We start from the raw sequence: 19,542 nt of genomic DNA on the forward strand, positions 1-19,542 counted from the left end.
GCGCCTGGTGCCAGCCAGGACCACTGGCTCCGGCTTGCGCCGGGACGACGGGAACCTGGGGTTCCCGCGTCGCAGGGCCCCGGGAAGGCACGGGAATCCCGCTGCCTAAGCCATCCGCCTGCGGCGGCGCCGTTCGCGGGGAAGACGATCCGGGACCCGCGTCGCGGGCGCCTGGCGAGAGGCGCCGGATGCGGCCTTCGCCGGGATGACGATCCGGCAAGCCCGCGGCCGCCGGCGGCGGCCACGGGCCGGATCGTCACTTCACGCGGGAGACGTACTCGCCGGAGCGGGTGTCAACCTTGATCACCTCGTCCTGGCCGACGAACAGCGGCACGCGGACCACGGCGCCGGTCTCCAGGGTGGCCGGCTTGCCGCCGCCGCCGGAGGTATCGCCGCGCACGCCCGGGTCGGTCTCGACGATCTTCAGTTCGACGAAGTTCGGCGGGGTCACCTGGATCGGGGTGCCGTTCCACAGGGTCACCACGCACTGCTCCTCGCCCTTGAGCCACTTGGCGGCATCGCCCACGCCGTTCTTGTCGGCCTGGACCTGCTCGAAGGTCTCCGGCTGCATGAAGTGCCAGTACTCGCCGTCGTTGTACAGGTACTGCATGTCGGTATCGACGACGTCCGCGGCCTCGACCGAATCGGTCGACTTCATGGTGATTTCCTGCACGCGGCCGGTGCGGATCTGGCGGTACTTCACGCGGGTGAAGGCCTGGCCCTTGCCCGGCTTGACGTACTCGGTGTCGGTGATGATCGCGGGTTCGTTGTTGACCAGGATCTTCATCCCGTTCTTGACGTCGTTCATGCCGTAAGAGGCCATGGGAACTCCTTGGGTATGGCGAGGCCGCCACCTGGCGGCCGGCAGTTGGAAGCGGCGGTTAGAATGTAGGCGCCCGCCGTCGCCGGCGGGCCGTCCTCCAGACCGCACATGATACCCGCAGCCCCCACGCCCATGCAGCCGGACCCCGCGCCGGCGCCTGCCCCCGCCGCCGTTCCCGCCACCCCACGCTGGCAGCGCCTGTGGCGCGAGGCGGTGCGCGACCCGCGCGAGCTGCTGGCGATGCTCGGACTGGACGCGGTCGCGGCCGGGATTTCCGACGCCGCCGCGGCGCAGTTCGCCATGCGCGTGCCGCGCGGGTTCGCTGCCCGCATGCGCCCCGGTGACCTGCACGACCCGCTGCTGCGCCAGGTCCTGCCGGTGGTGGACGAGGAGCGGATCGTGCCCGGCTTCGCCCTGGACGCGGTCGGCGACGGCGCGGCCAAGAAGGCCGACGGCGTGATCCAGAAATACCGCGGCCGCGCCCTGCTGGTGGCCACCGGCAGCTGCGCGGTCAACTGCCGCTACTGCTTCCGCCGCCATTTCCCCTACGCCGACGAGACCGCCGCGCGCGACGGCTGGGCCGGCGCGGTGGCGGCGATCGCGGCCGATCCGGGCATCGACGAGGTGATCCTGTCCGGCGGCGACCCGCTGTCGCTGGCCACGCCCAAGCTGGCCGAACTGAGCGCGCAGCTGGCGGCAATCCCGCACATCCGCCGCCTGCGCATCCACAGCCGCCTGCCGGTGGTGCTGCCGGAGCGCGTCGACGAGGCCTTCGTGGAGTGGATGTCGGCCCTGCCCTGGCCGGTGGCGTTCGTGGTCCACGCCAACCACGCCAACGAGTTCGACGCCTCGGTGGACCAGGCCCTGGCGCGCCTGCGCCGCGCCGGCGCCCAGCTGCTCAACCAGGCGGTGCTGCTGCGCGGGGTGAACGATTCGGTCGACGCCCTGGCCGAGCTGTGCGAGCGCGGCTACGCCGCCGGGGTGCTGCCGTACTACCTGCACCAGCTGGACCGGATCCAGGGCGCGGCCCACTTCGAGGTCGACGACGAGCGCGCCCGCGCGCTGCACCGGCAGCTGGCGGCGCGCCTGTCCGGCTACCTGGTGCCGAAACTGGTGCGCGAGGTCCAGGGCGACCCGGGCAAGCGCCCGCTGTGACCCCGGCGCCACCTCAGTCCTTCAGGCCCCACAGCAGCATCGCGTCGCCGTAGGAGAAGAAGCGGTAGCGCCGTTCCACCGCGTGGCGGTAGGCGGCGAAGATCCGCTCCTTGCCGGCGAAGGCCGAGACCAGCATCAGCAGGGTGCTCTCCGGCAGGTGGAAGTTGGTCACCAGCGCGTCCACGCTGCGCACCTTGTAGCCTGGGAAGATGAAGATCCGGGTCTCGCCCGCGAACGGCTGCAGCTGCCCATCGCGCATGGCACTTTCCAGCGCGCGCACCACGGTCGTGCCCACCGCGATCACCCGGCCGCCGGCGGCGCGGGTGCGGCGCACCTGGGCCACCAGCTCGGCGCCGACGTTCAGCCACTCGCTGTGCATGGTGTGCTCGCGCACGTCCTCCACCCGCATCGGCTGGAAGGTGCCGGCGCCCACGTGCAGGGTGACGTGGCCGAACTCCACCCCGCGCTCGCGCAGGCGCTGCAGCAGGGCGTGGTCGAAGTGCAGGCCGGCGGTGGGCGCGGCCACGGCGCCGACCTCGCGCGCGAACACGGTCTGGTAGCGCTCGGCGTCGGCCGCGTCCGGCTCGCGCTGGATGTACGGCGGCAGCGGCAGGCGCCCGACCCGGGCCAGCCACTGCTCCAGCGGCTCGCCGACCTCGAAGCGCACGACGAAGAACGCGTCCTCGCGCCCCAGCACCTCGGCCTGGCCGCCGCCGTCCAGCACGATCCGCGAACCCGGCTTGGGCGACTTGCTGGCGCGCATCTGCACCCGCGCCTGCGCGTCCGGCAGCAGGCGCTCGATCAGGATCTCGACCCGGCCGCCGCTTTCCTTCTGTCCGAACAGGCGCGCCGGGATCACCCGGGTGTCGTTGAACACCAGCAGGTCGCCGGGCTGTAGCAGGTCCGGCAGGTCGCGCACGTGCAGGTCGGCGAAGTCGCCCTCGCCGGGCGGCACCACCAGCATCCGGCTGGCCGAGCGCTCGGCCAGGGGCGCCTGCGCGATCAGTTCCTCGGGCAGGTCGTAGTGGAAATCGGACTTCTTCAAGGCAGTGCCGGCGCTTGGGGGGCCGGTATTGTACGGCCGCGCGCCCGCCCGGCCGGCCTTCAGCGCTCGAACTTGGTCGACAGGATGATCGAGGACGAGGTGCGCTCCACGCCTTCCAGCGCGCCTATGCGGTCGGTCAGCTCGTCCATCGCGCCCACGTCGGCGGCCACGCCCAGCGCCACCAGGTCGTGGGCGCCGCTGACCGAATGCAGCGCGCGCACCTCGGGCATGTCGGCCAGGGCCTTGACCACCGCCGGCATGCGCTTGGGCGAGACGGTGATGAGGATGTGGGCGCGGATGCGGTCGCGCTCGTAGCCGTCGTCCAGCCGCACCGAATAGCCGCGGATGACCCCCTGCTTCTCCAGCCGCTCGATCCGGCTCTGCACCGTGGTCCGCGACAGCCCCAGCCGGCGCGCCAGCTCGGCGGTGGACTGGCGTGCGTTCTCGCGCAGCAGGGACAGCAGGCGCTCGTCGGCGGCAGATAGTTTCATGTCGACAGCATTTTTCGTCGGATCGACGAAATCCTACCGCTTATTCGCCTGATCAGCGCTGCCAAGTGACGATACGGCCCCCTTAAGATGGGGGTGAACGCGCCCCGCGCATCCTGCCGGGCGACCACCGCCCCGCCGGGGCCGGCTCCAGCGACAGCCTGTCGCCCTGCCGTCCCGGCCCGAACCGGAGGCCTGCCATGTCCGTTCTCGCCCCCCTTGCCCCGCTGCGCGCCCATGCCGGCGCCCGCCTGACCGCCGGCCTGGATGACGCCACCCTGGAACGCCTGGCCGCCGGGCATCCGGACCTGGTCGCGGCGATCGAGGCCGCCGGCGCCGCCTACGCCCGCCAGCGCCAGGACCTGGCCGACCTGCTGGACCTGGACGAGGAAGCGCAGATCGCCGCCCTGCAGGAAGGCTTCGTCAACTTCTACGCCGATGACTGCGTGACTCCGTACATCGCCCTGGCCGCGCGCGGCCCGTGGGTGGTGACCCTCAAGGGCGCGGTGCTGTACGACGCCGGTGGCTACGGCATGCTCGGCTTCGGCCACGCGCCGCCGGAGGTGCTGGAGGCGATGGGCCGGCCGCAGGTCATGGCCAACATCATGACCCCGAGCCCTTCGCAGCGCCGCTTCGTCCAGGCGCTGCGCGCCGAGATCGGGCACAGCCGCGGCGGCTGCCCGTTCGAGCGCTTCATGTGCCTCAACTCCGGCTCCGAGGCCGTGGGCCTGGCCTGCCGCATCGTCGACATCAACGCCAAGCTGCAGACCGATCCGGGCGCGCGCCACGCCGGCGCCACCATCAAGCGCCTGGTGGTCAAGGGCAGCTTCCACGGCCGCACCGACCGCCCGGCGCTGTATTCGGACTCCACCCGCCGCACCTACCGCCAGCACCTGGCCAGCTACCGCAACGAGGATTCGGTGCTGGTGGTGCCGCCATACGACATCGCCGCCCTGCGCAAGGCCTTTGCCGACGCCCAGGCCAACGGCTGGTTCATCGAGGCGGTGTTCCTGGAGCCGGTGATGGGCGAAGGCGACCCGGGCCGCGCGGTGCCGGTGGAGTTCTACAACGCCGCGCGCGAACTGACCCGCGCCCACGGCAGCCTGCTGCTGGTGGACTCGATCCAGGCCGGCCTGCGCGTGCACGGCGTGCTGTCCATCGTCGACTACCCCGGCTTCGAGGGCATCGACCCGCCGGACATGGAGACCTACTCCAAGGCGCTCAACGCCGCCCAGTTCCCGCTGTCGGTGCTGGCGGTGACCGCGCACGCGGCGTCGCTGTACCGCAAGGGCGTGTACGGCAACACCATGACCACCAACCCACGTGCGCTGGACGTGGCCTGCGCCACCCTGGGCCTGCTCACCCCGCAGGTGCGCCGGAACATCCGCGAGCGCGGCGCCCAGGCCGTGCAGAAGCTGGAGGCGCTGAAGGCCGAGCTGGGCGGGCTGATCACCAAGGTCCAGGGCACCGGCCTGCTGTTCTCCTGCGAGCTGTCGCCAGAGTTCAAGTGCTATGGCGCCGGTTCCACCGAGGAATGGCTGCGCATGCACGGGGTCAACGTGATCCACGGCGGCGAGAACTCGCTGCGCTTCACCCCGCACTTCGCCATGGACGAGGAAGAGCTGGACCTGCTGGTATCGATGGTCGGCCGGGCCCTGCGCGAAGGCCCGCGCCGCGAGCAGGCCTCGGCGGCCTGAGCCACGCTTCCCGGCCGGCGACGCCGGCCGGGTCGACGGGCTACCCGGCTACTTCGCCAGGTAGCGCGCCAGCGCTGCGGCGACGGTGGCACGGGCCTCGCCGGCATCGCCCCATCCGGCAAGCTCCACCGTGTCGGCGCCTGCGGGCAGCTGCTTGTAGACGCGGAAGAAGGCCTCGATCCGCTCTCGCTCCATCGGTGCGAGGTCGCCCAGGTCGCGGATCGGCGCGAAAGCGGGATCCACCGCGTCCACCGGCACGCCGACGATCTTGGCGTCCTCCTCGCCGCGATCACGCATGCGCAGCACCGCCACCGGGCGGAACCGCACCAGCGTGCCCGGATGCAACGGCTGGCGGGTCAGCACCAATGCGTCCAGCGGATCGCCGTCGCCGGCCAGGCTGCGCGGGATCGAGCCGTAGTTGGCCGGATAGGCCACCGGCATCGACAGGAAGCGGTCGACCTCGACCAGGCCCTCGTCGTTGATCTCGTACTTGGTCGCGCTGCCGGCGGGGATCTCCACCGCCAGCAGCACTTCCTCCGGCGCTTTTGCCGGCTGGTCCACGTGCAGCGGATGGCGGACCGCTGGCCCGCCTGCCACGGCCACCGGCGCCAGGCACGCGGCCAGAAGCAGCGCCAGCAGACCCGCCGATGCATGCCGGCCCGCCGGACTCATCGCGGGCACTCCGGCAGCGAGAGCGCCGCGGCGATATCGCGCCAGTCGAACGCGGCCACGGCCTGGTCCAGGTGCGAGGCGTACAGCACGCCCTGCGGGAAGCGCGCATCGCCGCGCTCGTCCAGCCAGATGCCATCGGTCAGGCCGGTGACCTCGCCCGCGAATGAGCCCGCGTGCGCCAGGCTGCGGCGGTCAAACAGGTGGAACACGGTGCGGTCGGCGAACTGGTCGCTGCCCACCCACCAGCCGCTGCCATCCGCACAGCGCAGCAGGGCGATACCCTCGGCCTGGGCCCGGTACTGGCTGGCGCCTACGTCGCGGCCGCGGTAGCGACCCTGCAGGTCGTACTCGCGCAGGCGGGTTCCGGTTGGCACGTCCTCTTCGGCCACCAGCAGGCGGTCGTGGGCCTCGTCGCCGAACAGCGACTCCGGCACCCGGATCGCGCCGGCGGCGCTGGTGTCGCCGAAGGTACCGGCGGCGCGCGCGCTCCAGCCGTTCGCAGCCTGGACCACCTCGTAGCGGCGGAAGCGCCGGTCCAGCTGGTCCAGCGGCGGCACGATGTCGTCGCCCTGCGCGTCCTCGCCGGCCATGTAGGCGTCGCTGACCAGTACCTCGTAGCCCTGGCCGCGGTGGCGCACCCATAGGCCGTAGGGCTGCTGCAGCCCGTCCTGGCCGAAGCTCAGCAGGGGAACGAAGTCCGGCAGGGAGAACATCTGCACCCGCCGGTTGTCGCGCTCGACCACGAACAGGTAGCGGTCGTCGATCGTGGCCACGCCGTTGGGCCTGCCCAGCTGGCCCGGGCCCGTGCCCGGACCACCGACGGTACGCAGGCGCCGGCCGTTGTCGCCGTCGTAGACCACCAGCCGGTCGGTGGCCTTGGCGCTGGCGACCAGCATCCGCTTGCCGTCCTGGATCCAGCTGGCCGGCGAATCGATGTTGTCCTCCGGCGTGGGCGGGGTCAGGAAGGCTTCCTTCACCACCACATGCGGTACCTGGTGGTCGCGCAGCAGGACGTCGTCGGCATCGTACTGGTCGGGTTCGCGGTCCGGCACGGCGGCGGTCGGCGTAGTCGAGCAGGCGGCCAGCGGCAGCATGGCAGCCAGCCAAAGGCAGGAAGACAGGCGCAACTTCATGGTTTCCCCAGCATGGTTCCAAGGCAGGTGCCGCATCGTATGAAACGATTGTGACAATCCTGAGAACCGACACGCCGCTGTCATCGCCCGCCCACGTGTCACACCGGCGCCATATCCGGCGGTGAAAGTTCCGTTCATTTACAACCCACGGAACTTCCTTTCGATGAAACGCAACACGCTCGCCATCTGCCTTTCGCGCGCCCTCGCCTGCGCGGTCCTGCTGCCCCCGTGCGCCGCGCTCGCCGCCCCGGCACCGGCACCGGGGCCGGACGCCGCCGCCGCGGGCGAGCCCAAGCAGCTGGACGCGGTCGTGGTCCAGGGCGAGATCGCCTACCGCAACCGCGCCGCCGACATCGAGCCGACCCTGGTCTACGACCTGGAATACTTCCAGCGCTTCGAGCCCAACACCGTCGGCGACATGCTCAAGCGGGTGCCCGGCGTGGGCTTCGTCGGCAGCGACATCATGGAGTACGACGGCGCCCAGCTGCGCGGCCTGGGCGGCGGCTACACCCAGGTGCTGATCAACGGCAAGAAGGTGCCCGGCGCCGGCGACGACCGCTCGTTCTACGTCGACCGCATCCCGGCGGAGATGGTCGACCACATCGAGATCAAGCGCAGCGCCAGCGCCAACCGCAGCGGCGACGCGATGGCCGGCGCGATCAACATCGTCCTGCGCGACGCCTACGTGTTCGACGGCAGCTACGTGCGGATCGGCGCCAACCGCTGGGACGACGGCGAGGTGAACCCGACCTTCGGCGCGGTGACCTCGTTCGAGGCGCTCGGCGGGCGGCTGCTGGCCGGGGTCAACGTCCAGGACCGCTACCGCTCCAAGTTCAAGCGCTCCTACCGCTTCACCGACGACACGATGGAGGAGAAGGTCAGCTGGGAGGACCAGACCGAGGTCAAGGACGGCCGCGACTACTCGGCCAACCTGAGCTACACCGCCGAGGTCGGCGAGACCGGCCGCTTCGGCGTCGACGCCTTCTACGTCAAGACCGACCGCGACGTGACCGAGGTGTCGTTCGAGGAGGAAGTGGACGACGACGAGGTCGAGAACAAGCGGGTGCCGGGCCTGAATCCCTACGACCAGAAGAACTACGGCATCGGCCTGGACTACCGCTTCGACATGGCTGGCGGCACCACCCGGCTGAGCCTGGACCACGCCCGTTTCGAGGATTACGAAGGCACCACCGAGGGCGAGCACGTCTACGTCGGCGATGCGGCCGGCTGGGACGAGACCTGGAGCATCGACGGCGCCGAGTGGGACGAGACCGTCTACGAGGCCGAGGCCATCGACGCCAAGGACAGCGAGACCGGCTTCACCCTGGCGCATACCCGTCCGCTCGGCCGGGCCGAGCTGCAGTTCGGCATCGACGTGCGCAACAAGAAGCGCGAAAGCCTGGTCACCAGCTACGAATGGGAGGCCGACGAGGAAGGCCAGGCCGCGCCGGCCTTCCCGGCCGACTACGCCCTGGACGGCAGCGTGGCCTCGGTGATCGAGGAGAAGCGCGTGGACCCGTACGTCATGCTCAGCGGCCGCGGCGAGGTCTTCGCCTGGGAAGCCGGCCTGCGCTACGAGACCACCCGGGGCCAGGTCGAGTACATCGAGGACGAGGAAAGCGAGGGCCGCATCGACAAGGACTACGACCAGTTGCTGCCCTCGGTGAACCTGCGCTGGGACGTGACCGATGCCGACCGCATCAGCCTGTCGCTGGCCAAGACGGTCAAGCGCCCGAACTTCAACGAGCTGATCCCGGCCCTGCTGGACGGCGAGTTCGGCGACAACGACTACATCGGCAACCCGGAACTGGAGCCGGAGACCGCCAATGGCATCGACCTGGGCTTCGAGCACCGCCTGGGCCGGCGCGGCGTGGTGGGCCTGAACTTCTTCTACCGCGACGTCAAGGACCTGATCGAGCTGGTCAACACCGGCGCGCCCAGCGAGGCGGCGGTCGAGGACTACGAGGACGACATCGCCGACATGGTCGACGACGGCGACTACGCCAGCGAGGCCGAAGCCATCGCCGCCAACCCGTTCGAGGCCGAGAGCTGGTTGTTCACCTCGGCCAATGTCGGCGACGGCAAGGTCTACGGCTTCGAGTTCGACCTCTCCACCCCGCTGTCCGCGTTCGGCATGGACGACACCGGCGTGTTCCTGAACTACTCATGGGTCGACTCCCGGGTCGATGACTTCATGGGCCGGCGGCGCTTCAACGACCAGGCCAAGAGCACCTTCAACATCGGCTTCATCCAGGACCTGCCGGCCCTGGCCGCCAGCTTCGGCCTGACCTACCGCAAGCAGGGCGACGCCTACGCCCGGTTCCTCGGCGAGGAAGCCATCATCCGGTACGGCGGGGAACTGGACGCCTTCGTCGAGAAGCGCTTCGGCCGGAACTTCTCGGTGCGGCTGTCGGCCAACAACCTGCTCGACGCGAGCAAGGACGAGTTCTTCGACAAGTTCAACACCCTCGAGGACCAGCTCGACCGCGACTACGACGAGTACGAGCTCGAGACCGAGGAAGCCGGGCCCAGCTACCAGCTGGTGATGCGCATGGCGTTCTGAGCCGCGCACCGGGTGGAGCCGGCGCAGCGCCGGCTTCGCCTTTCCGCATCGACGCGTTTGCTGCAGACTTTCCAGGCCCCCATACCTGCAGGCCCGCCATGAAAGCCGTCGAAGTCCACCATCCGCTGGTCCAGCACAAGATCGGACTGCTGCGCTCGGCCGAACTGAGTACCAAGGGCTTCCGCGAACTGGTCACCGAGCTGGCAACCCTGCTGGCATACGAGGCCACGGCGGACCTGGCCACCGAGGAGGCGACGCTCCAGGGCTGGGCCGGCCCGGTGCAGGTGCGACGCATCGCCGGCGCCAAGATCAGCCTGGTGCCGATCCTGCGGGCCGGGCTGGGCATGCTGCCTGGGGTTCTCGCCCTGATTCCTGCCGCGCGCGTGAGCGTGGTCGGGCTGCAGCGCGACGAGGAAACCCTGCAACCGGTCCCCTACTTCGAACGCCTGACCGGCCGGCTGGACGAGCGCGACGTGCTGATCCTGGACCCGATGCTGGCCACCGGCGGTTCGCTCATCGCCACCATCGACATGCTCAAGCGCGCCGGCGCGCGCCGGATCAAGGGCATCTTCCTGGTGGCCGCGCCCGAGGGCCTGGCGGCGGTGGAAGCCGCGCACCCGGACGTGCAGATCTACACCGCCGCCATCGACGAGCGGCTCAACGACAAGGGCTACATCCTGCCCGGCCTGGGCGACGCCGGCGACCGCATCTTCGGCACCCGGGTCGACTGATCCGGCGTCCGGATCCGGCGGCTTCGCGCGCCACTCCCCGGCCCGTCGCGGGCCATGCAGCAAACCCGGGACGGCGGCCACCAGGCCGCCGTCCGCGCATCCGCCCTACTCTTCCACCGGCGTCAGCGCCTGCACCGCCGCGGCCACGTAGACCAGCGGCGCGTTCCAGTTGATCGCCACCTCGTTGCTGGCATAGCTGCACTCGTGGTCGAGCCACGACAGCGCCGGCAGCTTCGACGGATACGACACCGGGCAGTCGCGGCGGTCCTGCTGCGCCGGGTTCGGGCCGCCGGACAGCCAGCCCGGCACCGGCTCGCGCACGCCGTCGGCCACCGACAGGCGGTCATGCACGTGCATCGGCGTGCGCAGGCCGAAACCGGTGACGAAGGACACGCCCAGCGGGTTGCGCCCCAGCACCCAGTCCAGGTGGGACTGGGCGGCGTCCAGCAATTCGCGCCCGCCGCCCAGGCGGTAGCCCTGCAGCATCAGCAGCGCCTGGTTGAGCACCACCGCATTGCTGCCCCAGACGAAATCCTCGCCGCGCATGGCCAGCTTCCACGGCGACTGCGCCTCCCGCTCCTGCAGCCCGCGCGCGACCTGCAGCAGGCCCTCGCGCACCTGTCCGCGGGCAGCGTCGTCCGGCAGCCGCGGCAGGTGCTGGGCCAGCGAGATCCAGCCCAGCGCGCGCACGTCGGCCCAGCCGGGCACGCCCGGCACGCCGGCGCGTTGGTGGAATGCCTCCCAGTAGCCGGGCTCGCCGGTCAGCAGGTACAGCTCGGCCGCGGCCCAGGCGAACTCGTCCTCCAGGTAGGCATCGCCATAGGCGCCGGTACCGACGTCCGCCGGCTGCCGGTACTCGACCTGCGGATTGGCCAGGGCCCAGGCCCAGGCCTGCTGCGCGGCATCGGCCATGCGCCGCGCCAGGCCCGGGAACTGCGCTTCGTACGGCGCGTAGATGCGGCTGGCCATGGCCATCACCGCGGCGAAGTCCAGGGTCGCGGCGGTGCTCTTGGCCATCACGTAGCGCGGCGCGGTGTCCTGGTGCGGCATCACCATGGCGGAGAACTGCAGCGTGGTCAGCTTGTGGTACACGCCGCCGTCGGCCGGGTCCTGCATGGCCAGCATCCACTGCAGGTTCCACAGCGCTTCGTCGAGGATGTCCGGCACCGCATCGCCGCTTTCCGGGATGCCGGCGTCGCGGCCGCGGAAGAATTCCGGGTAGTGCTCCCACGCCGCCAGCAGGGTCCACAGGGTGATGCCGGAATTGACCACGTACTTGCCGTAGTCGCCGGCGTCGTACCAGCCGCGCGGGGCCGTGATGCGGCTGCCGGCCTTGCGCCCGGGCGAGGCCGCGGAGGCATGCACCAGCACCTTGTCGTCCGGATGCCCGGCCTTGCGCGCCCAGCGCCCGGCATGCCCGCGCGCCAGCGGCGTGCTGGCGCGGTGGAAATAGAACCCCTTCAGCGCGCCCATGGCCACGCCGGCATAGGCCCCGGCGTCGACCACGATCGGGTCGGACGGCGCCATGCCATCGACCAGCAGGCGGTAGCGGCCAGGCGTGGCGAGCGCGCTGAGGTCGGCCAGGGCCACGTCGCGCGCGGCCGGTTCCCAGTGCCCGGCCGGCTGCAGCTGCCCCTGCAGCAGCGGTTCGTCCCGGCCTTCGGCCACCACCCGGAACCGCGCCGGCGCGGAGGTTTCCACCACCACCAGCTTGCGGGCCGCCGGCGGATAGCCGAGCTGGTTGGCGCGCACCGGCGCCTGCGCCGCGCCCGGACCGGCCGCGTCGCAGCCGATCCCCAACGCCAGCAGTGTCGTGGCCAGCAAGGCCTGCATCCACTGCCGCGAAGCCGTTACCTCCATCGTTCCCCCTTTGCCTTGCGGCGTTTCTCCCGGGCGGAAAGGTAGCGGCGATGCGCGCGCGGCGGTAGACCGCCGGCGGATGCGGCGCGGCGGCTCAGGCTGCCAGGCTGTGCGCGCCCAGCGGCCGCGCGACCAGTTCGGCGACCTCGTGGATGGTGCGGTAGCGGCCCTTCTCGTCGCGCGCCACCTGGGCCAGGGCACAGCCCGGGTCGTGGGTAAAGAACAGGTGCACGTTGCGCGCCAGCTTGTCCTCGAGGAAGGCGCGCTTCTCGTCGATCAGCAGCTCGGCGTTGCGGTCGTAGCCCATGGTGATGGGCAGGTGCACCCAGGAACGCCCGGGGATCAGGTCGGCGCAGAACACCACGCCGCCGTGCGGCTGGCCGTCGACCAGTTCCGGGCCGAGGATCTCGGCCAGCATCAGGCCCGGGGTGTGGCCGTCGCTGAAGCTGAAGCGCACCGCCTGGCCCAGCGCCTGCGAGTGCGGCCCGTCGACGATCTCCAGGCGGCCGCTGGCCTCCAGCAGCGCCGGCAGTTCGGGGATGAAGCTGGCGCGGTCGCGCGGGTGCGGGTTGCGCGCGCGCTCCCAGTGCGCGGCGCCGACCAGGTAGGTGGCGTTGGGGAACAGCAGTTCCGGCGCCCTGCCCTCGGTCCACGGCGCCAGCAGGCCGCCGGCGTGGTCGAAGTGCAGGTGGCTGAGCACCACCGCGTCCACGTCCTCGTGCTCGAAACCGGCCGCGCGCAGCGATTCCACCAGCACGTGGCGGTCTTCCTGCACGCCGTAACGCTCGCGCAGCTTCGGCTCGAAGAACGCGCCGATGCCGGTCTCGAACAGCACCGTCTTGCCGTTCAGCGGGCTGGCCAGCAGCGCGCGGCAGGCCAGGTCGATGCGATTGTGCTCGTCGGGGCGGGCCCACTTCTCCCACATCGCCTTCGGCGCGTTGCCGAACATGGAGCCGCCGTCGAGTTTTTGCGAATTGCCGCGGATGGACCAGAGTTTCATGAACGAATGCTAGCGCTGCATCCGTTAAGAATCCGGAACTCGGCCGCGCCCGCTCAGGGCACGGCTTCGGCCGCGCGCACCAGGCGCACCTCGGCCTTGCCCACCGGGTTGCGCGGGTCGGTTCCGCCCTGCAGCGCGTTGCCGCGGCGATCCCACATCACCGTCTGCAGGTTGCCCCAGAAGTGGCTGGAGGCGCCGCTGGAGACCTCGCCGTCCGGCAGGTCCAGGGTGTGGCCCATGGCGCGCAGGCGCGCGGCCACCTCCGGGCTGAATGCGCCGGTCTCGGCCTCGACCACGTCCGGCTGCCACTGGTGGTGGTAGCGCGGCAGCGCCGCCACCGCCTGCGCGTCCAGGCCGTCGGCGTAGCCGAGCACGCCCAGCAGGACCATGGTGATGATGCGGCTGCCGCCCGGGGTGCCCAGCACCGCCACGCGGTCCGGCGAAACCATGAAAGTCGGGGTCATCGAGCTGAGCGGGCGCTTGCCCGGCTCCGGCGCGTTGGCCTCGTAGCCCATCACGCCGAAGGCGTTGGGCTGGCCCGGCAGCAGGGCGAAGTCGTCCATCTCGTTGTTCAGCAGCACGCCGGTGCCCGGCGGCACCAGGCCCGAGCCGAACAGCAGGTTCACCGTCTGCGTGACCGCGGCGCGGTTGCCCTCGGCGTCGATGATCGAGAAGTGGGTGGTCTCCTCGTCCTCCAGCGGCGTGGGCAGGCCGGAGAACACGTCGCTGGGGGTGGCCTTCTGCGGATTGATGGTGGAGCGCAGGCCGGCGGCGTAGTCGCGGCTGGCCAGCACTTCCACCGGCACGTGCACGAAGCCAGGATCGCCCAGGTAGAAGGTGCGGTCGCGGAAGGCGCGGCGCATCGACTCGATGGTCAGGTGGGCGCGCTGCGCCGGGTCCAGGCTGGACAGGTTCCAGCCGGCCAGCACCTGCAGCATCTGCGCCAGGGCCACGCCGCCGGAGGACGGCGGCGGCGCGGTCACGATCTCCCAGCCGCGGTACCAGAAGCGCAGCGGCTCGCGCTCGTGCACCTGGTAGCTGGCCAGCTCCTCGGCGGTCCACTGCCCGCCCTCGGCGCGCACGCCGGCCAGCAGCTTCTTCGCCACCGGGCCGCGGTAGAAACCGTCGAAGCCGCGCTCGGCCAGCGCCTCCAGGGTGCGCGCCAGGTCGGGCTGGCGCAGCAGCTGGCCCTCCACCGGCGGCTTGCCGCCGGCCAGGAACACGGCGCGGGTGCCAGGATAGCGCTCCATCACCTGGCGCCGCGCGGCGTATCCACGCTCCAGCCGCGCGTACACCGGGAAGCCCTCGCGCGCCAGGCGGATCGCCGGCGCCAGGCTGGTCTTCAGCGGCAGCCGGCCGTACTTCTCCGCCACGTGCACCAGGCCCGCCGGCAGGCCGGGGATGGCGGCCGACCACGGACCGTTCTGGGAACGGTCGCGGTCGAGCTTGCCGTTGGCGTCGCGGTAGCGCTCGGGGGTGGCCGCCGCCGGCGCGGTCTCGCGCGCGTCGACGAACACATCGCGGCCGCTGGCCGCGTCGTGCAGCAGGAAGAAGCCGCCGCCGCCGAGGCCGGAACTGATCGGCTCGACCACCGACAGCGCGGCCGAGACCGCGACCGCCGCGTCGAACGCGTTGCCACCCTGCTCCAGCACCTCGAAGCCGGCGGCGGTGGCCAGCTCGTGCGCGCTGGCGATGGCCGCGCCCGGCGGGCGCGCCGCCTGCGGCGCGTCGCCGCCATCGGCGGCCAGGAGCGCGGCCGGGGCCGCGGACAGGAACAGGAACGCCAGTGCCAGCAGGCGCGCGCTCAGCCTCATGGTGCAGCCTCCGGGGCATACAGTTCCGGATGCTCGCGCTGCAGGCGCCGCAGCTTCTCCAGCAGCGCCTCCTGGCTTTCCGGATGGTCGGGGTCTGGGTCGATGCACTCGACCGGGCATACCGCCACGCACTGCGGCTCGTCGAAATGGCCGACGCACTCGGTGCAGCGCGCCGGGTCGATCACGTAGATCGTCTCGCCCATCGAGATGGCCTGGTTGGGGCAGGCCGGCTCGCAGACATCGCAGTTGACGCAGAATTCGTTGATCTTCAGTGACATCGCACAGCGGTCCGGGGCATGGCCGGGGTACCTGGCGGCACCGGCCCCGCGTGGGCAGGGAGACCTTCCCGCCGGCGCCCGGCCGCGTGGCCGCGGCCGGGCTCGGGGAAATTACTTGGCCTCGACGAAGACGTAGTCGGCACCGGTCGGCGCGACCACGGCGTGCACGCGCGGGTTGTCCGAGGCGTCGCCGATGAACACGATGCGCACGCCCTTCAGCGAGTCCGGCTGCACGTCGGCGAACGCGGTCTCGATCAGGCCGGCCATGCGCGAGGACGCCGGCGAGCCGAAGGCCAGCAGGTTGCCCTTCTGCACGCCGCGCTTCATCGCGGTGGTGGCGGCCTCGACCTGGCGCTCGTACTTGGCCTCGAACTCCGGATCCGACTCCGGCGGCAGGTAGTACAGGAACGGGTTGTTGGTGATGGTGCCCATGTTCTCCTGCACCACCTGCGGCAGGTAGGCCTTCCAGCCGGCGTCGTCGTCGCGGGCCGGGGCGGCCAGCTTCTTCGCCTCGGTGGCCTCGTTGGCCACCGCCTCTTCCTTGTTGCCGCAGCCGGCCAGCAGCAGCGGGGACGCCACCAGGCTGGCGAGCAGGAGCGCGCGCATCGTCTTGTTCATCAGGAAATCCTCCCTTGGGTTCGTAAAGTCACTGGGAACCATCGCCCCGCCGTGCCGCCTTCAGCGCCGCGGCCACAGCCGGGGTCACGAAGCCCGAGACGTCTCCGCCCAGACGGGCGATCTCGCGCACCAGCGACGAGGAAATGAAGCTGTATTGCTCGGCCGGGGTCAGGAACAGGGTCTCGACCTCCGGGATCAGGTGGCGGTTCATGCTCGCCATCTGGAATTCGTACTCGAAGTCCGACACCGCGCGCAGGCCGCGCAGGAGCACGCCGGCGCCGACCTCGCGCACGAAGTGCGCCAGCAGGGTGTCGAAGCCGCGCACCTCCACGTTGGGGTGCCGCGCCAGCGCCTCGCGCGCCAGCCCCACCCGCAGCTCCAGCGGCAGGGTCGGGCCCTTGGCCTGGCTTTCGGCCACGCCGACGATGACTTTCTCGAACAGCGGCGCGGCTCGGTCGACCAGGTCGATGTGGCCGTTGGTGATCGGATCGAAGGTGCCGGGATAGACGGCAATGCGGCGATGGGCCACGGTTCGGGTCGTCTTCAGGGGGCCGGATTGGCGCCGCCGAGTGTATCAGCGCCCCCGGCGCCTCGGCCACGATACAGCGCCGCGCGGGCCTGCGAGGTGCGCAGCTCGCGGTGCAGGTGCCAGCCCGGCGGTGGCGCCGGTTCGCTGCCCGCGGGGCTTTCCACGTAGAGCCATGCATCCGGCGCCATCAGCGGGGGCAGCACGCGCAACACGGCGTCCCACAGGCCGGCCGAAAACGGCGGGTCGACGAACACGATGTCCACCGGGCCGGCGCCGGCCGCATCGGTGGACCCCAGCCACTGCAGGGCATCGGCCTCGACCACCCGTGCCTGCGCCCCAAGCCGCGCGACGTTCGCGCGCAGCGCGGCCGCGGCGCCGCGGTCGCGCTCCACCAGCACCGCGCTGGAGGCGCCACGCGAGAGCGCCTCCAGTCCCAGTGCGCCGCTGCCGGCGAACAGGTCCAGCACCCGCGCACCGGGCAGCGCCGGCATCAGCCAGTTGAACAGGGTCTCGCGGACGCGATCGGAGGTCGGACGCAGGCCGGCGACGTCGGCCACCGGCAGGCGCGTGCCGCGCCAGCGGCCGCCGATGATCCGCACCACCCCGGGAGCGGCGGCGGCACGGGTACCCGGACGCGGCGGCATGCGGCGGCTCATGGACGGGGCCGGCGGCGGCCGGTTTCAGAAGCTGTGACGGGGTGCGGTGCTAGCATGTGCACATTCTCCGACATCCCTGCGAAATGGTCAGTTTCTTCCGCCGAAAGAAGCCCGAAAGCGCCCCTGCCACGCCATCCGGAAGCCGCTTCAGCGCCGAAGAGCTCGCCGCCGCGTTCCCCCAGGCCCCGAACGCCGCCACTCCGGCAGCCCCCGCCGAGGTCCCGGCACCCGTGCCCGCCGCGCCGGAGGCGACCGGCGGCGATGCCGTCGACCCGGCGGCTGGCGCCACCCCGGTGGCCCCTGCAGTGGTGGAACAGGCGCCGGCCGGCGAGGCCGTCGTGGTGCCCGCCGAAGCCGGCACGCCGGTGGACGGCGGCGCCGCCGTGCAGCCGGCGGCCGCGCCCGGGCGCATGGGTTGGCGCGAGCGCCTGCGCAACAGCGCCTTTGCGCGCAGCATCGGCGGCCTGTTCTCGCGCAACCCGAAGCTCGACGACGACCTGCTGGACGAGATCGAGACCGCCCTGCTCACCGCCGACGTCGGCGTCACCGCCACCACCGCACTGGTGGAGGGGCTGCGCAAGCGCATGAAGGCGCGTGAGTTCGCCGACTCGGCCGCGCTGCTGGCGGCGCTGCGCGCCGAGCTGGTGGCGATGCTGAAGCCGGTGTCGGTGCCGCTGCAGATCGACCCGGCCACCCGCCCGTTCGTGCTGCTGACCGTGGGCGTCAATGGCGTGGGCAAGACCACCACCATCGGCAAGCTCGCCCGCCGCTTCAAGGACGAAGGCCGCAGCCTGATGCTGGCTGCCGGCGACACCTTCCGCGCCGCGGCCGTGGCCCAGCTGCAGGCCTGGGGCGAGCGCAACGGCGTGACCGTGATCGCGCAAGGCCAGAACGCCGATGCCGCCTCGGTGGCCTACGACGCACTGCAGGCGGCGAAGGCGCGCGGCACCCAGGTGCTGATCGCCGATACCGCCGGCCGCCTGCACACCCAGGTCGGACTGATGAACGAGCTGGGCAAGATCAAGCGCGTGCTGCAGAAGCTGGACCCGGCCGCGCCGCACGAGGTGCTGATGGTGATCGACGGCACCACCGGCCAGAACGCGCTCAACCAGCTGCGCCAGTTCAATGCCGCCGTCGGCGTGACCGGCCTGGTGGTGACCAAGCTCGACGGCACCGCCAAGGGCGGCGTGGTGTTCGCCCTGGCGCGCGAGTTCGGCATCCCGATCCGCTTCGCCGGCATCGGCGAGCGCCCGGAGGACCTGCGCGTGTTCGATCCGGACGCCTTCGTCGACGCGCTGCTGCCCGAGGCGCTGGGCGCCTGAGCCCGCGCATGCACGCTGCGACCGCGAGCGCGGGACGGGCGCCTGCCTGCCCCGCCGTGCGCGCCATCGCGCAGGAGCCGCGCCGTGGCCGCTGAGACGCCCGACCGCTTCGTCGCACCGCTGCTAGCCTGGTTCGACCGCCACGGCCGCCACGACCTGCCCTGGCAGCACCCGCGCACGCCCTACCGGGTGTGGCTGTCGGAAATCATGCTGCAGCAGACCCAGGTGGCCACGGTCATCCCGTACTTCCTGCGCTTCGTCGACAGCTTCCCCACCCTGCCCGACCTGGCCGCCGCCTCCACCGACCAGGTGATGGCGCACTGGGCCGGCCTGGGCTACTACGCCCGCGCCCGCAACCTGCACGCAGCCGCGCAGCGTTGCGTCGAACTGCATGGCGGCGACCTGCCGCGCGACTTCGAGGCCCTGCTGGCCCTGCCCGGGATCGGCCGCAGCACCGCCGGCGCGATCCTGGCCCAGGCCTGGGGCGATCCGTTCCCGATCCTGGACGGCAACGTCAAGCGCGTGCTGGCGCGCTGGCACGGCATCCACGGCTGGCCCGGCACGCCGGCGGTGGAGAAACGGATGTGGGCGCTGGCCGCCGACCACGTGCGCCACGTCCCGGCCGGACGCATGGCCGACTACACCCAGGCGCAGATGGATTTCGGCGCCACCCAGTGCACCCGCGCCGCGCCGGCCTGCCTGGCCTGTCCGCTGGCCGGCGGCTGCACCGCCCTGCGCGAAGGCCTGGTCGACGCCCTGCCCACCCCGCGCCCGGGCAAGACCCTGCCCGAACGCGAGGCAATCGCCCTGCTGCTGGAGGATGCCGAGGGCCGCCTGCTGCTGCAGCGGCGCCCGTCCACCGGGATCTGGGCCTCGCTGTGGACCCTGCCGCAGGCGGAAACCGAGGCCGAGCTGCGCGAATGGTTCGGGCGCGAGCTGGACGGCGACTTCGACGCCGCCGAAGCCCTGCCGGCCATCGTCCACACCTTCAGCCACTACCGCCTGCACCTGCAGCCGATGCGCCTGCGCAAGGTCGCCCCGCGCGCCCGCGTGGGCGACAATGAGGCCCAGCGCTGGGTGGCGCGGGCGGAACTGGCCGGACTCGGCCTGCCCGCGCCCATCCGCAAGCTGCTCGACTCACTCTGAAGCGACCAACGC

18 protein-coding genes are annotated in these 19,542 nt (G+C 71.6%); 6 read left to right on the top strand and 12 right to left on the bottom strand.

Going from position 1 to position 19,542, the window contains the following annotated elements; genetic code table 11:
- Positions 1 to 256: 256 nt before the first annotated feature.
- On the bottom strand, positions 257 to 823 hold the full coding sequence (efp, locus tag PSEJ31_RS0109320) for an elongation factor P (RefSeq protein WP_026010472.1): 567 nt from the start codon (positions 821 to 823) through the stop codon (positions 257 to 259).
- Positions 824 to 931: 108 nt separating this feature from the next.
- Between efp and epmB the strand changes: the two genes are divergently transcribed.
- On the top strand, positions 932 to 1,978 hold the full coding sequence (gene epmB / locus PSEJ31_RS0109325) for an EF-P beta-lysylation protein EpmB (RefSeq protein ID WP_026010473.1): 1,047 nt from the start codon (positions 932 to 934) through the stop codon (positions 1,976 to 1,978).
- A gap of 13 nt (positions 1,979 to 1,991) precedes the next feature.
- Here epmB and queA read toward each other — a convergent pair whose 3' ends face one another.
- Together queA and PSEJ31_RS0109335 are read right to left on the bottom strand one after the other, a co-directional pair.
- A complete protein-coding gene (queA, locus tag PSEJ31_RS0109330) occupies positions 1,992 to 3,023 on the bottom strand; it encodes a tRNA preQ1(34) S-adenosylmethionine ribosyltransferase-isomerase QueA (protein WP_028915301.1) in 1,032 nt (343 codons plus the stop codon).
- A gap of 59 nt (positions 3,024 to 3,082) precedes the next feature.
- A complete protein-coding gene (locus PSEJ31_RS0109335) occupies positions 3,083 to 3,514 on the bottom strand; it encodes an Lrp/AsnC family transcriptional regulator (protein WP_019398388.1) in 432 nt (143 codons plus the stop codon).
- A 197-nt stretch (positions 3,515 to 3,711) separates the two neighbouring features.
- On the opposite strand from PSEJ31_RS0109335, the gene PSEJ31_RS0109340 reads away from it, so the two are divergent.
- Positions 3,712 to 5,208, top strand: a complete 1,497-nt coding sequence (locus tag PSEJ31_RS0109340; RefSeq protein WP_028915302.1) for an aminotransferase class III-fold pyridoxal phosphate-dependent enzyme — start codon at positions 3,712 to 3,714, stop codon at positions 5,206 to 5,208.
- 48 nt (positions 5,209 to 5,256) lie between these two features.
- Here PSEJ31_RS0109340 and PSEJ31_RS0109345 read toward each other — a convergent pair whose 3' ends face one another.
- On the bottom strand, positions 5,257 to 5,880 hold the full coding sequence (locus PSEJ31_RS0109345) for an inorganic diphosphatase (RefSeq protein WP_019398390.1): 624 nt from the start codon (positions 5,878 to 5,880) through the stop codon (positions 5,257 to 5,259).
- Positions 5,877 to 7,013, bottom strand: coding sequence for a phytase (locus PSEJ31_RS0109350; protein WP_028915303.1), 1,137 nt, complete (start codon positions 7,011 to 7,013; stop codon positions 5,877 to 5,879). Before PSEJ31_RS0109350 ends, PSEJ31_RS0109345 begins: the two co-directional genes overlap by 4 nt.
- Before the next feature lie 163 nt (positions 7,014 to 7,176).
- Between PSEJ31_RS0109350 and PSEJ31_RS0109355 the strand changes: the two genes are divergently transcribed.
- Together PSEJ31_RS0109355 and upp are read left to right on the top strand one after the other, a co-directional pair.
- Positions 7,177 to 9,576, top strand: coding sequence for a TonB-dependent receptor (locus tag PSEJ31_RS0109355; protein WP_028915304.1), 2,400 nt, complete (start codon positions 7,177 to 7,179; stop codon positions 9,574 to 9,576).
- A gap of 98 nt (positions 9,577 to 9,674) precedes the next feature.
- Positions 9,675 to 10,307, top strand: coding sequence for a uracil phosphoribosyltransferase (gene upp / locus PSEJ31_RS0109360; RefSeq protein ID WP_028915305.1), 633 nt, complete (start codon positions 9,675 to 9,677; stop codon positions 10,305 to 10,307).
- Positions 10,308 to 10,412: 105 nt separating this feature from the next.
- Here the strand turns inward: upp and PSEJ31_RS0109365 are convergent, their stop codons facing one another.
- The 7 genes from PSEJ31_RS0109365 to rsmD all read right to left on the bottom strand — a co-directional run bounded on the left by PSEJ31_RS0109365 (position 10,413) and on the right by rsmD (position 17,062).
- Positions 10,413 to 12,140: a glycoside hydrolase family 9 protein gene (locus tag PSEJ31_RS0109365; RefSeq protein ID WP_028915306.1), complete on the bottom strand. Its 1,728-nt coding sequence runs from the start codon at positions 12,138 to 12,140 to the stop codon at positions 10,413 to 10,415.
- 121 nt (positions 12,141 to 12,261) lie between these two features.
- Complete coding sequence (locus PSEJ31_RS0109370) at positions 12,262 to 13,167, bottom strand: MBL fold metallo-hydrolase (RefSeq protein ID WP_028915307.1); 906 nt, start codon at positions 13,165 to 13,167, stop codon at positions 12,262 to 12,264.
- Between the two features lie 53 nt (positions 13,168 to 13,220).
- Positions 13,221 to 14,981 (bottom strand): gamma-glutamyltransferase, encoded by a 1,761-nt coding sequence (gene ggt, locus PSEJ31_RS0109375; protein WP_019398483.1) that lies wholly within the window; start codon positions 14,979 to 14,981, stop codon positions 13,221 to 13,223.
- Complete coding sequence (locus PSEJ31_RS0109380) at positions 14,978 to 15,259, bottom strand: YfhL family 4Fe-4S dicluster ferredoxin (protein ID WP_019398484.1); 282 nt, start codon at positions 15,257 to 15,259, stop codon at positions 14,978 to 14,980. The genes ggt and PSEJ31_RS0109380 overlap by 4 nt, the downstream gene beginning before the upstream one ends.
- Positions 15,260 to 15,370: 111 nt before the next feature.
- On the bottom strand, positions 15,371 to 15,877 hold the full coding sequence (locus PSEJ31_RS0109385) for a hypothetical protein (RefSeq protein ID WP_019398485.1): 507 nt from the start codon (positions 15,875 to 15,877) through the stop codon (positions 15,371 to 15,373).
- Positions 15,878 to 15,905: 28 nt separating this feature from the next.
- Positions 15,906 to 16,424: a pantetheine-phosphate adenylyltransferase gene (gene coaD, locus PSEJ31_RS0109390; RefSeq protein ID WP_037034931.1), complete on the bottom strand. Its 519-nt coding sequence runs from the start codon at positions 16,422 to 16,424 to the stop codon at positions 15,906 to 15,908.
- Positions 16,421 to 17,062: a 16S rRNA (guanine(966)-N(2))-methyltransferase RsmD gene (rsmD, locus tag PSEJ31_RS0109395; protein ID WP_028915308.1), complete on the bottom strand. Its 642-nt coding sequence runs from the start codon at positions 17,060 to 17,062 to the stop codon at positions 16,421 to 16,423. Before rsmD ends, coaD begins: the two co-directional genes overlap by 4 nt.
- An 83-nt stretch (positions 17,063 to 17,145) precedes the next feature.
- On the opposite strand from rsmD, the gene ftsY reads away from it, so the two are divergent.
- Complete coding sequence (gene ftsY, locus PSEJ31_RS0109400; RefSeq protein WP_028915309.1) at positions 17,146 to 18,384, top strand: signal recognition particle-docking protein FtsY; 1,239 nt, start codon at positions 17,146 to 17,148, stop codon at positions 18,382 to 18,384.
- Between the two features lie 84 nt (positions 18,385 to 18,468).
- Positions 18,469 to 19,530, top strand: a complete 1,062-nt coding sequence (gene mutY / locus PSEJ31_RS0109405) for an A/G-specific adenine glycosylase (RefSeq protein ID WP_028915310.1) — start codon at positions 18,469 to 18,471, stop codon at positions 19,528 to 19,530.
- Positions 19,531 to 19,542 lie beyond the last annotated feature (12 nt).

Origin of the sequence: Pseudoxanthomonas sp. J31, assembly GCF_000510725.1 — a bacterium.
Taxonomy (GTDB): domain Bacteria; phylum Pseudomonadota; class Gammaproteobacteria; order Xanthomonadales; family Xanthomonadaceae; genus Pseudoxanthomonas.